Source organism: Coleofasciculus sp. C1-SOL-03 (assembly GCF_040220555.1).
Taxonomy (GTDB): Bacteria; Cyanobacteriota; Cyanobacteriia; order Cyanobacteriales; family Coleofasciculaceae; genus Coleofasciculus.
Window position 1 is genome coordinate 1 of sequence record NZ_JAVJUO010000073.1, and the last position, 13,602, is coordinate 13,602.

Below are 13,602 nucleotides of genomic sequence, written 5' to 3' on the forward strand. Positions count from 1 at the left end.
GAGGGACGCAGAGGTAAGCGCAGAGGGACGCAGAGTTTGTCGTCAGCAATAAACCTGGATATGAGCAAACTGAATACACTTTTTGACTCATACAGCAGAGTAATGGGGTTTCAGTCATGGAAAAACCGTTTCCTATTCCCTATTACCTTGCTTGACATTACTCACAGTAATTGTAGTGGACTGACACAGCTAAAATTGTGGAATAGATTTGACCGTGAAATTGGGCGCACGTCGGTGCGCCCCTACGATTCTAATCCACCAAATAAGGTGTGCCACGCCAGTAGGGTGGGTTAGGCGGATATTTAATCAGAGAAATAACCGTTAAATGTTCTATCCGCCGTAACCCACCAGACCCAAACCGTTCCCTGTTCCCTATACCCTGTTCCCTGTTTCCTTTGTTGACATTACTCACAGTTCACGATCTCAGTTTTACGGTTAAATTGAACGGGTAAATCGGATTGTTCTACTGTAACTAGGTGATAAGGTTGAGTAATTGCCATTGTTGTCATGCAGTTCCGTCCCGGTTGCTGTTCTACAGCGTTAATCACCAGCTTATCATCTTTTATCAGGATATCTTTAATTTCAACACTATAGCCACCACTGGGTTTATTGCCTAGTCCAACTCCAATCACCATATTTTCAGTAAAGTCAACCTCAGGTAATGATGGCGTTGGTATATCAATTGAATGAAGATTTGCCCAAAATTGCTCCCATGTCGCTTGATCGCGAATTACGGTCTCAAAGGGTTCTTCTAGTCCACTATTCCAGCTTTTTTCTAAGGTTTCAAACGCAACAGTATTGGATGGGGTTTCTGGGTCTTCTAACATCTTTAAATCCTCTTGGGCTTGGCTTAATAGTTTTGTGCCACTGCACAGAGATGTGGTTAAGCGATTATCTGAACGCGAGGCATAGACGAGGTAAGATTTTCCTTCGACAAAATTGAAACCGCAACTCGCACTGGAATCGGATGTCATCACCATTAATCGACGTCTTTCTTGTCCTTTCCAAACGTCGGACACTTCAAACATGACTCGTTTTTTGGGAAACGAGAATTGGGGACGTTGGCGAGTTCGGCGAGGAGTGATCACATTAACGACTCGACCCGAAAAGACAGCATTAGCCGATTCAAAATGTTGCTCAGGCGTAGCTGGCATACAACTACAAGCTTGAGCCGATTCTGCTGATATGATAAATAAACTGGCGGCAATTATGAGTATTTTTTTCATGGTTCAAACTCCTGATAGTGTTGACAACTGAATGGCGAAATTAAGTGGGTGGACACAATTAAAGTTAACGGTTGAGATTAGGGAACAGGAAACAGTAAGGTTTTGAGGCTAATTTACTGGCATAAGCTTAGTCCACCACGAGTTAATTTGATTCGGGGTGTCAGCGAATGAAAAGAACTATCTATAGCAATCCTAAATAGGTTGTGAAAAATCAAAAATAGAAAAAAGCCTGGAAACTATTTACTATTGCCCATTGCCCATTCCCGAAAATTATCAGATTTTTGGACACGACTCAAATAGGATTGCTATATTTTGGGGGGAAATCGCCTCCAATTGTCCGATTTTCCCTTTGACCTCTCGTCCCGATTAAATGTTCCATGGCTGATGAATTAAAATAAAGATAAGATGAGTAAGCGAGATGAGCAGTATCTGTGGTATCCTCGGCTAAAGTAACCCCTCTAGTCAATAATCCCGATCGCCTAGAACATCGCCTGAAAGAAATCCCGGCTGAACCTGGGGTTTACTTAATGCGTGACGGGAGCGATCGCATCCTCTATATTGGTAAATCAAAGAAGCTGCGATCGCGCGTTCGTTCCTATTTCCGTAACACCCAACCCCTGAGTCCCCGGATCGCCATGATGGTGCGTCAGGTGGCGGAGATTGAGTTTATTGTGACCGATACGGAAGCCGAAGCCTTAGCATTAGAAGCGAATTTAGTCAAGCAGCATCAGCCGTATTTTAATGTGCTGCTCAAAGATGATAAGAAATATCCCTATATTTGTATTACTTGGTCAGAAGACTATCCGCGTATCTTTATTACCCGCAAGCGGAACCTGAGAAAGGAAAAGGATCGCTATTATGGTCCTTATGTGGATGTGGGGTTGCTGCGAAGTACATTACACCTACTCAAGCAGATTTTCCCCCAACGTCAACGTCCTCGTCCTCTGTTTAAAGACCGCCCTTGTCTTAACTATGATATTGGACGTTGTCCTGGGGTTTGTCAACAGCTAATTTCCCCCCAAGAGTATCGCCAGATGGTGCAAAAAATGGCGATGGTGTTTCAGGGACGAACAGGGGAACTGATTGATATTTTATCCAAAAATATGGAACAAGCGGCGGAATCGCTGAACTTTGAGTTAGCCGCGAAAATTCGGGATCAGATTAAAGGGTTGAACGCCCTGAGTGCGGATCAAAAAGTCGCCCTACCCGATGATACCGTATCACGGGATGCGATCGCCCTGGCGGCGGATGCTAATCAGGCTTGTATTCAATTATTCCAGATTCGTGCAGGTCGATTAGTCGGACGATTGGGATTTTTTGCGGAAGTTCCATCAGGGGGAATTGAACGAGGGGCAATTTTACAACGGGTATTAGAAGACCATTATCAAACCGTTGACGCGGTAGAAATTCCCAGTGAAATTTTAGTCCAGCATGAGTTAACCGATACCGAGTTATTGGCAGAATGGTTAAGTGAACAAAAAGGGCGGAAAGTGACAATTATCGTTCCCCAACGCCAAACCAAAGCCGAATTAATTGAAATGGTGGAACGGAATGCGAAGTATGAGTTAGAACGGACGCAGAAATTCGCTGACCGCAATAGCCAAGCGATGCAAGATTTAGCCGCAATTTTGGATTTACCGGATTTACCCCATCGGATTGAAGGGTATGATATTTCTCACATTCAGGGGGCGAATCCGGTAGCGTCTCAGGTGGTGTTTATTAATGGGACGCCAGCGAAACAACATTATCGCCACTATAAGATAAAAAATCCGACAGTAACCATTGGTCATTCCGATGATTTTGCCAGTTTAGCGGAAGTCATTCGTCGCCGTTTTCGTAAATATAAAGACGTAGGGGCGGGTTTAACCGATACCATTTCGCCACAAACCGATAACCTAACTAAACCCGCCCTTGCCAACCACCAGGGAAACACCGATGTAGGAACGGGTTTGACCGATACCATTTCGCCACAAACCGATAACCTAACTAAACCCGCCCTTTCCAGGGAACAAAAAATCTCTGATGATTTCCCGGATTTAATTATGATTGATGGTGGTAAAGGACAACTCTCCGCCGTGGTTGCGGTATTACAGGATATGAACCTGTTGGATAAAGTCCGAGTGGTGAGTTTAGCCAAGCAACGGGAGGAAATCTTTCTCCCCGGTGAATCCTTTCCCCTCCCCACCGACGCGGAACAACCGGGGGTGCAATTATTGCGGCGTTTACGCGATGAGGCGCATCGTTTCGCCGTAAGTTTCCATCGCCAGCAACGCAGCGATACATTACGCCGTTCTCGCTTAGATGAAATTCCCGGATTAGGATTTGCCCGTCAAAAACAGCTATTGGCACATTTTCGGTCTATTGATTATATTCGAGAAGCATCGGTACAACAGCTTACTGAAGTTCCGGGAATTGGTTCGCGTTTAGCCGAAGATATTTATACCTATTTTCACCCATGAGAATTAAATTCCCTACGAATCACCCCTCTGGCGTCTGGTTGCTGTGGCGCGATCGCAGGCGGGTTTTGTTGTTCCATTATCGGTGAGAAGGGCGGGTTTTGTTGTTCCATTATCGGTGAGAAGGGCGGGTTTTGTTGTTCCATTATCGGTGAATAGCTGACTTTATTCCCTAAACCCGCCCCTACAATTGTGCCTAAACCCGCCCCTACAATTGTGCCTAAACCCGCCCCTACAATTGTGCCTAAACCCGCCCCTACAATTGTGCCTAAACCCGCCCCTACAATTGTGCCTAAACCTGCCCCTACAATTGTGCCTAAACCTGCCCCTACAATTGTCGCTAACCTCCCTACAAATTGTCGCTAACCTCCCTACAATTGACAGATGTGCCATGGCACTCTAAGCACTTCTCAACGCCACAATTGGGTCAAGTTTCGCGGCTTGTCTGGCGGGAACGACGCCAAAAAATAAACCAATTCCTCCGGAAACGCCAACAGCCACGAGAATAGCAATGGGAGAAATTCCAGCTTTTAACGGCGAGAAAGCACCAACCAGCACAACACCACTCACACCAATTGCGGTTCCAATAATTCCCCCGGCGGCGGAGAGAATAATGGCTTCAATCATAAACTGAATCAGGATATCCTGTTCTCTAGCACCCACGGCTTTCCGTAGTCCAATTTCCTGGGTTCGTTCCCTAACTGATACCAGCATAATGTTCATTACGCCGATACCGCCAACAACTAAGGAAATGGCTGCGATCGCGGCGAGCATGATCGTTAATGCACCTGTCACCGTATTGACGATTTGTAAGATATCTTCCTGAGTCTGAACGCCAAAATCATCTTCACCCACAATCTTATGGCGTCGCCGCAGTAAGTTTTCAATTTGAAACTGCGCCGCACTAATACTATCTCTATTCCTAGCAGAAACAGCAATCCAGCTCACTTGAACCCCGTAAGGCGAAGTTCGTCCCCGCAATCGATTCGCCATCGTACTCAAAGGGATAAACACCGCATCATCCTGGTTATTGCCTAAAAAAGTACCTTTGGGTTCCATCACCCCGATAACTTCAAAGCTAACATCTTTAATTCGCACCGATTGACCAATCGGATCTTGATAGCCAAATAATTTTCCGACGACTTCAGAACCCAGAATCACCACTTGGTTATTGCGTTTGACATCAATATCGTTAAAAAACCGTCCTTTGTCAATATTAAAGCTGCGAACTGATAAAAATTCTGGAGTTGTTCCGGTTACCAATGAATTACTATTGCGATTGCGGTAGGTGATTAAATATCTCAGATTAATTTGCGGGGCGACTTCAGCAACGGCTGGAACTTGAGTCGCGATCGCCTTAGCATCTTCCCAAACCAATGTTTTGGGAAAATCAACCGTTGTTTGTTGCGCTTCACGAGAGCCAGGAATCACAAATAGGACATTGGGTCCGAGAGCTTCAAACTGTTCAGAGGCTAGCTTTTGCGCTCCCTGTCCAATCCCCACCATCGCGATCACCGAAGCATTGCCAATGATGATACCCAGCATGGTTAAGCTACTGCGTAGCTTATTCGCCATCAACGTGGTAGATGCCATTTTGATGCTTTCTACAATATCCATTGGTCATTAGTAATTAGTAATTAGTCATTATAGGATTATCGTGGTTGTAGGGGCGAGTCGCTGCACATAGTAGGCGGCGTAAGAATCAACCTATATCGACTCACCCCTGTCTAAATACACTTGTCTTTTTATCACCTTGTCCCCCTTATCTTGTCCCCACCCTAAAATAAAAAGCTACACCTGTAAGCGGGGGGCGACCCGGTAAAATTAAGGGGTAGGTAATGTTGATTGAGTATGGTGGGTCGCCCCTACAATGTTTGCCTAGAGACGGTTTTTCAGAAGACCAAGAGATAAAAGAGGCGACAAAGACGGATTGGCAATTAGCGATCTTGGTTTCCCTTAAACTTCTCCACATTTCTCCTACTCTTCTTCGTCAGGATTATAATTTTCAGGCAAATCAATAAAAACCTTTTCCCCTTCTCTCAATCCCCGGATAATCTGAGTTTTATCCTCAATAGTTGCTCCAATCGTGACTGGTTTAAACTTAGGCTGATCTTCAAAATCAGGAACCATAACTCCAGTTTCGCCCTCTTGAGTCACAACCGCCACTGTCGGAACAACCAGAGCATCGCTAATCGGTTTTCCTAAAAATGTCAGATCAACATTCATCCCTGATCGCAACTTTTCTTGTGCTTCAGGGGCTAAGGCAACTCGCACTTGAAAGGAGGTGACATCATTCTCCACAACAGCTTCTGGGGCAACTAGCCTTACCTGACCTCGAAACGCCTGATCCGGAAATGCATCTGAAATAACTTTGACGGGCTGTTTTTCTTGAATTTGTCCAATATCAACCTCTGGAACTTCAGCCAGAACCTCTAGTTGTTGGGTGGCTAATGCCACGATTGAAGTTGAGGTCGCTGAAGCGGTACTTGATGCCGAGGTTGTTGGCGTGACAAATGCGCCAACGGTAGCATATTTCTGAGTGATAATTCCCGGAAAAGGCGCACGAATAATCGTGTCTTGTAATTGGATGTAGGCAGCTTGGGTTTGGGCTTTCGCCGCTTCTACAGCGGCTTCAAGTTGGTCAATTTCTTCTTTGCGTGTTCCTTTGAGCAATTCCTGCACCGCAAAACCCGCTTCATTGACTGCTGCTTTGAGTTGAACAATCTCTGGGCTAGTTTGCTCCTCAGTGTTTTTCGTATTGCGGACTTGGGCTAGACGTTGTTTGGCTTCCTCAAGTTGGGCTTTAGCGGTGCGGGCTTCCGTTAAGGCTTCATCAAACCGATCTTGGGATACAACTCCCTCTTCCACTAAGTACTTATACCGTTGGACTCGTACCGTGGCTAAATCTAAGCGGGAACTGGCAGTCTGAGCTTGAGCCACCGCTTGGTCAATTTCTCTGGGATTACCGACGAGGGCTTCGGCTAAACGGGCTTGGGCTTGCTGAAATCGCTGTTTGGCTTGGGCTATTTCTTCCGGACGAGGACCCGCTTTGGCTTCAGCGAGACGGGCTTGTGCCTGTTTTAGGTCAGCTCTGGCGGCTACAAACCGAGCTTTAAGATCCTCTTGTTCCATTACCGCCACCACGTCTCCTGCGTCAACCCGATCCCCTTGTTCGACTTCCAGCTTAACCAAACGACCTGAGGTTTTCGGACTCAGATTAACGGTTTGAATCGGTTGTACCGTACCATTTGCCGTGATTCGCACGGCTAAATCCTGCACATCCACTGGCACAGTCAGTTCATCAAGATTAAGTTGGTCTGGTTTTGCCGCAACCACCCAATAATATCCCACACCACCCACGACAACAAGGCTGGCTGTGATGAATCCCATTACCCAAGGGAGAGGATTTTTGACTTTACCCATAGTCTGTGTCAGGTTCCCCCATTAATCTGTTACAGCAGAATTCTTGCTTTTAAGGAGTGAACACTTATTTTCCTCCCAAGGCGCAAAAACAAACAATCAATCATCTGTTTCCGTTGCACTGATTTGGCTATCTCGGTTGGTGCTACGTCAACGACGCCCGTCTAAGCCGTTCAAGTTCCTTTATTCCTATACTAACCGTACTAACGAAGGGCATCCTCAATTTAGGTTATCGGTTTTCTCCCGCAGATTAGCGATAAAACCCGCCCCGACATCCCTGCTGCTTCAGTCTTCCACATTATTCCCTGGACGAGAACGCCAGTAAGAGTGCTAACGTAGCTGAAGATTCTTTGTTGTGGTTTGAGACTTCGCCGTGTTCAAACGTATTCTGTTGTTGCCGATTTTTGTTCTGCTGGCTTGGATGACCAAACCTGCTCCTGTTTCTGGACAAGCCCTGCTTCCTTATACCCTACAGCTCGATGCTGAGGAATTGGAGCAGCAAGGCTTGAATCTAGCGCAGGATGCCGTTCAGCTTACCCGTTTCCAGCAATATGATCTGGCATTGTCTAGAGCTAAACTAGCAACTCAGCTTGCTCCCAATAGTTTTGAAACTTGGTTTATTTTGGGAACCTTGTATATCCAAAACCAGCAATTGGATGAGGGAATTGAGGCGCTCTCTAAGGCTCAATCCTTGAAACCGGAAGAGGCGGGTGTTCTCTTTTCCTTAGGCAATGCCTATTTTCAGAAAGAGGAGTATCGAAAAGCTGTGTCTAGTTTAGAAGCTGGCTTGAAGATAGAACCTGAGGTTCCCGAAGCGCTTTTTGATCTAGGCAACGCCTACTATATGCTGAATCAGTATCCAATGGCGATCGCTGCCTACGAAAAAGCTGCCGCTCAGGAACCCAGCGATACCTGGCCCGTGTGGCCCGCGATTAATAATATCGGGTTGGTCATGTATGAACAGGGGGATGTGGCTGGCGCGATTGACAAATGGCAAGACTCGATCGCGATTGATCCAGAAGCGGCTGAACCGAAGCTGGCTGTTGCGGTAGCGCTTTATACTCAGGGGGAACAAGACAGGGGTCTTGCCCTAGGAGAAACGGCTCTCCGTTCGGATGAGCGTTATGGTGATTTAGATTTTCTCAAGGAAAATCTTTGGGGGGAACGTCTAATCGCTGATACTCAAAAGTTTTTGGCAAACCCTCGTATCCAGGCAACTCTTGCCCCTGGTGACAATATTCCTGTACAAGTGGACGTTACCCCTTGAATCAAAATTTGAGTGTTCCCAGACGCGCCGTGGCGCGTCTCTACGTTGCTAAGGTATGGTATCAGGGAATGTATCAACAAAACTGACCGCAGGCTTTCTGACGTTTTTCATCGAAACTCCTTTGGGTCCCAAACCTTGTCTTTATAAGACAGCTTTACAATTAAATGCTGGTTTTTAAATGGAGATAATCCCAGGAACCAGCTTCCCCTGTAATAAGTCCCTTCGCCCACCCAGTCCAAGATGTCTTGGCATTACCCAACGCCTAACCAATTAGGCTTAGAGATAGTCCGAACTAGGGAAGTATTCGGAAGTCTGTGCCAGAACTAGGTTTACTTAGGCTATTCACCGCTTACGTTGTCCAAACTGGCTTGGTCAATCCTTGTCCCTTTTAGGACAAGGTTGGTGAACCTCTATATTTTGCCGAAACGGTTGTGGTACAGTACAGGTGTACTTTAGCAAGACTCTAATGGTTCGGCAATGTCAGCACCCAGTTTCAGAGGATGAATCGTCCTATACCAACCAGGGTTATCTCCAGACGAGGCTCTTACTCAGGTTTGCCTAATCTTTGGGCAGAAGTGCCAGGATTTGATCGACAAACTGTTGATGATCCACAACAGGTTTAGAGATATAACCATCAGCACCACTTTGCTTAAGGAAGTTTTCGCGATCGCCTTCCATAGCATGAGCCGTGACTAATATAATGGGCAGATTGCTGGTTTGAGCGTCCGCTTTCAGCATTTGGGTAATCTTGATGCCGTCTACTGGCTTACCTTGGTAAACACTGTGAGCCAGGGAAACATCCATCAAGATAATATCTGCATCTCCCGCGTGGGCAATTTTCATGACCTCCTCTACATCTTCGGTTCCCTTGACATTCAAGCCACCCCGCTTCGTGAGAATTTTGGAAAAAACGCGAAGATTAATGGGATCGTCTTCTACAATCAGAACGGTTTTCATGGGCGTTGCATCAAGAAAGTCGTCTTTTCAACAAAAGTGCGATTTGATCATCAGTCTGACAGGGACTGGGCAATGTTGCCACAAAAAAAATCAAATTTTCATCTCGTTGTGGTTAGAAATTAGGACACAGAACTCATGGCAAAACAGTTGAATCTGCTGGCGACTGGTCAAGTTATTCCCACGCCCCTCCATGCAGAGATGCAACAGTCATATCTTGAATATGCCATGAGTGTCATCGTTGGGCGTGCCCTGCCAGACGTTTGCGACGGTCTAAAGCCCGTGCATCGGCGTATCTTGTATGCCATGTACGAATTGGGTTTAACCCCCGATAGACCCTACCGTAAGTGCGCTCGCGTAGTGGGTGATGTTTTGGGGAAGTATCATCCCCATGGGGATCAAGCTGTCTACGATGCTATGGTGCGCTTGATCCAAGACTTTTCCACTCGCTATCCACTATTGGCGGGTCATGGCAATTTTGGGTCGGTGGATAACGACCCACCGGCTGCCATGCGTTACACAGAGACGCGGCTGTCTCCCATCAGTCATGAAGCCCTCCTATCAGAAATTGGCGAGGCAACCGTTGATTTTATCGATAATTTCGATGGCTCTCAACAAGAGCCTGTGGTTTTACCCGCTCAACTACCCATTTTACTGCTCAATGGTTGCTCTGGCATTGCGGTTGGCATGGCAACGAATATTCCGCCTCATAACTTGGGCGAAATTGTAGATGGGTTAATCGCCTTGATTGATCGCCCGGATCTGGCGGATGAAAAATTATGGAAATTAATTCCCGGACCCGATTTTCCCACAGGGGGTGAAATTATCGATACGTCGGGTATTCGGGATGCCTATCGCAGTGGACGCGGCATTATTCCGGTGCGGGGAATCGCCAAGGTAGAAGAGATTCAAGTTGGTCGAACTCGCCGTCATCGCCGCACGGCACTCATTGTCACAGAATTACCCTATCAAGTGAATAAGGCGGCTTGGATTGAAAAAATTGCCGATCTGGTGAACCAAGGGCGCTTAGAAGGAATTGCCGATTTGCGCGACGAGAGCGATCGCCGGGGGATGCGGGTGGTTGTGGAACTCAAACGGGACGCTCATCCCAGAGATGTTCTCCAACACCTCTACAAACAAACTCCCCTCCAAAGTAACTTTGGCGCGATTATGCTGGCATTGGTCAATGGACAGCCCCGCCAGCTACCCCTACGGCAATGTCTGGAAGAATTTTTACGCTTTCGGGAACAAACCCTAACCCGGCAATATACCTATGAACTTGACCAGAAACGACAGCGACGTCATCTGGTGGAAGGGTTATTGGTTTGCTTAAATCAACTCAATCGCGTGATTGAAATCCTTACCCATGCACCTGATGGCACCACCGCCAAGACTCGTTTTCAAGACCAGTTAAACCTGAGTGAGAGTCAAGCTGATGCCATTCTCGCCATGCCGATGCGTCGTCTCACGGGGTTAGAACGACAAAAACTCCAGACTGAATTTGAGGAACTCAACGTCCGCATAGAAACCCTCCAGGAACTCCTGAGTAGCCGACATGAACTCCTCAAAACCCTGAAAAAAGAGTTGCGATCGCTTAAACGGAAATATGCTGATCCGCGTCGCACCAAAATCCGGTCAGCGCAATCTCTTAAAGAACCCAAACAACCCAAATCCGAAAAACAAACCCGCAAGAAAACCAAAACCTCAGACAAGCCGAAAACCTCGACCTCAAAACCCCCATCGCCAAGTCTGATTGACACAGAAGTCGAACAAACGGTTCTGGAGTTTACCTATCAAGGACACGTACAACGCCTCCGTTGTGCCCCTGATCCCAAATCCCAACCCTCGATCAAAGAGGGGAACGACTTTGTGGTTCAGACGCAGCAAACTACAACTGAGTCAGAATTTGCCACCCTCACCAGTGGAGGCAAAGCCTACCCCTTGAAAGTGCAAGATATCCCGCCATCAGCAGGACGCAAGCAAGGCGTCCCCTTGACTCATCTCCTGCCTGATGCGGCTCAATCCGAAACCGTTATCGCCCATTTTCGACCCCAAGAACTCACTGAGTCTCTCAGCCTGATTTTGCTCACCCAACAGGGACGAGTTAAGCGTCTACCCGCTACCGAGTTACTCAACCTAACGGCACGGGGTTTAACTGTGGTCAAGCTCAAAGAGGAGGATTCTCTAGCGTATGTTACCCTGGCTCAACCCACTGATGATTTGATTATCGCTACCAGTAATGGGCGCTTATTACGCTTTGAAATTAACGACCAAAATTTACCCATTATGGGGCGTACAGCCCAAGGAAATCAGGCATTACGACTGCGGCGTCGGGAGGAATTAGTTGGATGTGTGGCGATCGCGCCCAACCAGAATCTGTTACTGGTGTCTGAGCAAGGCTATGGCAAACGCATTGGACTCGGTGTAGCCAGACGCATCAAACGCGGTGATCTCGGTACTCAAGCCCTGCAATTTAAAACCTCAACGGATCGGTTAATGGGAGTCATCAATGCCTCTCAAACCGAGACGGCTGTGTTGCTAACCAGCGACAATCGAGTCATGAGTGTATCGTTAAAATCTGTAAAGTTGTCCGGCAAAGATGGGTGTGGCGATCGCTTAGTTAAGCTCAAGTCCAATGAAACTATTATCGCCGTTACAGCAATCCTGCCGTGATTACTTAACCGAAAACTTTTCGATCAGCTAGATATGGTTCTATAGTGGAGGGTAAGTGTACGTGAATGATATATAACCCCTACAGCTTGGGAATTCTGGAAGCACCAGTATAGAAAATCTAACTTAAGTAATCGTCCAACCATGCCCGATCCAAAACGATCTCCGAGTACGCCACCCCCTCCACCCCGCGTTCCTCCAGCCCCACCGCCATCGTCAAAGGGGGCGGGTTCCCGGAAAGCTTCTCCGGGTGCGACGCAAGCGATGCCCTCCAAAACGATGCCGATGCCGCCCAAAGCGGGTCAATCCGCATCAGGGTCTACCGCCGTTAAAACAGCGCCTAGTTCTCGCCCACCTTCATCTGGCGTTAAACGCCGAACACCACCCCCCAGTGAGGGACTTTCTCCTGGACAGCCAACATTAGCCCAGCTCATCCGTGAGGCGTATGACAAGGGCTTTTCTGATGTTCACGTTGGTGTCGGTGAAGTACCCCGGATGCGAAACCGAGGGGAAATGGAACGGACAGAACATCCTGTAACCGATAAATCCACGTTTATGTGTTGGTTGCGGGAAATTCTCAGTGATGAAGAAATTCGCCGCTTCCAGAACGAACTCGAATTTGATGGTGCGGCACAGTATGACTTTGCCAGAGTGCGGATTAATATCTTCGACTCCCTGACTGGACCAGCCATAGTCATGCGCTTGATTCCGCTCAAGATTTTGACGATGGAACAGTTGCGACTCCCTCCAATCCTCAGGGATGTCTGTAATTACCACAAGGGTTTAATTCTGGTCACCGGTCCAACGGGTTCAGGTAAGTCAACGACGCTAGCGGCGATGATTGACTACATGAACAAGGAGATGGCGAAGCATATCATTACGATTGAAGACCCAATCGAATTTGTCCACAAAAGCCAAAAAGCCCTAATTAAGCAACGGGAAGTCGGCGCTCATACCCTCGAGTTTGACAATGCGTTAAAAGCCTCCTTGCGGGAAGATCCGGATGTGATTCTGCTGGGGGAAATGCGGGACAGGGGAACTGTCAATACAGCCCTGAAAGCGGCTCAAACGGGTCACTTAGTTATGGGAACGCTGCACACGAACAGTGCGGTGAAGACGATTGAACGGATTCTCAACCTTTATAATCCAGAAGAACAACACGCGATCCGCATCGCTTTTGCTGAATCAATGGTGGCAATCATTGCCCAAGGGTTATGTCGCACCACGGATGGCAAACGTGCTGCCTTCCATGACATTCTGATTAATACAGAAGCGATTCGGGATTATATCCGCAAGGGTGAATATGAGGAAGTTCATGAATTAATGGCGGCTAATGAATTTGACGGCATGATCACGATGAATAAGTCCTTGTTTAACCTTTATCAGGAAGGACGTATCACCGAAGAAACTGCCCTAGAACAGTCGCCGACTCAAAATGAAATGGCGATGATGTTACGGGGTCGTGTTTAATCGTCTTATGGCATTTGTCTTATGTCATTCGTCATTCGCCATACTCGCTTCCCTAAAAGAAGCAAGCTGCGTCTTATGTTAGGACAAAGAGGTGGCAGCAAGGAAAATCTTATCTTGTGATCTGCCACCTTAATTTACT

Annotated in this window: 10 protein-coding genes; 4 read left to right on the top strand and 6 right to left on the bottom strand. The window is 47.2% G+C overall.

Annotated elements, in window-relative coordinates:
- Window positions 1–250: 250 nt before the first annotated feature.
- Window positions 251–412 (bottom strand): hypothetical protein, encoded by a 162-nt coding sequence (locus RIE73_RS12035; RefSeq protein ID WP_446401396.1) that lies wholly within the window; start codon window positions 410–412, stop codon window positions 251–253.
- On the bottom strand, window positions 405–1,226 hold the full coding sequence (locus RIE73_RS12040) for a protease complex subunit PrcB family protein (RefSeq protein WP_446401397.1): 822 nt from the start codon (window positions 1,224–1,226) through the stop codon (window positions 405–407). The genes RIE73_RS12035 and RIE73_RS12040 overlap by 8 nt, the downstream gene beginning before the upstream one ends.
- 431 nt (window positions 1,227–1,657) lie before the next feature.
- Here RIE73_RS12040 and uvrC point away from each other — a divergent pair, with 431 nt between their 5' ends.
- Entirely contained in the window at window positions 1,658–3,685 is a 2,028-nt protein-coding gene (gene uvrC, locus RIE73_RS12045) for an excinuclease ABC subunit UvrC (protein WP_446401398.1), read from the top strand.
- Here uvrC and RIE73_RS12050 read toward each other — a convergent pair.
- From RIE73_RS12050 to RIE73_RS12060, 3 genes are all read right to left on the bottom strand, one after another.
- Complete coding sequence (locus tag RIE73_RS12050) at window positions 3,676–3,828, bottom strand: hypothetical protein (protein ID WP_446401399.1); 153 nt, start codon at window positions 3,826–3,828, stop codon at window positions 3,676–3,678. The genes uvrC and RIE73_RS12050 overlap by 10 nt on opposite strands.
- A 253-nt stretch (window positions 3,829–4,081) precedes the next feature.
- A complete protein-coding gene (locus tag RIE73_RS12055; protein WP_446401400.1) occupies window positions 4,082–5,299 on the bottom strand; it encodes an ABC transporter permease in 1,218 nt (405 codons plus the stop codon).
- Between the two features lie 360 nt (window positions 5,300–5,659).
- Complete coding sequence (locus RIE73_RS12060) at window positions 5,660–7,105, bottom strand: HlyD family secretion protein (RefSeq protein WP_446401401.1); 1,446 nt, start codon at window positions 7,103–7,105, stop codon at window positions 5,660–5,662.
- A 370-nt stretch (window positions 7,106–7,475) separates the two neighbouring features.
- Here RIE73_RS12060 and RIE73_RS12065 point away from each other — a divergent pair, with 370 nt between their 5' ends.
- Window positions 7,476–8,369 carry a tetratricopeptide repeat protein gene (locus RIE73_RS12065; RefSeq protein ID WP_446401402.1) on the top strand — a complete coding sequence of 298 codons (894 nt, stop codon included), beginning with the start codon at window positions 7,476–7,478 and terminating at the stop codon, window positions 8,367–8,369.
- 558 nt (window positions 8,370–8,927) lie between these two features.
- Here RIE73_RS12065 and RIE73_RS12070 read toward each other — a convergent pair.
- A complete protein-coding gene (locus tag RIE73_RS12070) occupies window positions 8,928–9,326 on the bottom strand; it encodes a response regulator (RefSeq protein WP_446401403.1) in 399 nt (132 codons plus the stop codon).
- 135 nt (window positions 9,327–9,461) lie between these two features.
- Between RIE73_RS12070 and RIE73_RS12075 the strand changes: the two genes are divergently transcribed.
- The gene (locus tag RIE73_RS12075) at window positions 9,462–11,996 is read left to right on the top strand and encodes a DNA gyrase/topoisomerase IV subunit A (protein ID WP_446401404.1); all 2,535 of its coding nucleotides are present in this window, start codon (window positions 9,462–9,464) and stop codon (window positions 11,994–11,996) included.
- A 141-nt stretch (window positions 11,997–12,137) separates the two neighbouring features.
- The gene (locus tag RIE73_RS12080; RefSeq protein ID WP_446401405.1) at window positions 12,138–13,463 is read left to right on the top strand and encodes a type IV pilus twitching motility protein PilT; all 1,326 of its coding nucleotides are present in this window, start codon (window positions 12,138–12,140) and stop codon (window positions 13,461–13,463) included.
- Window positions 13,464–13,602 lie beyond the last annotated feature (139 nt).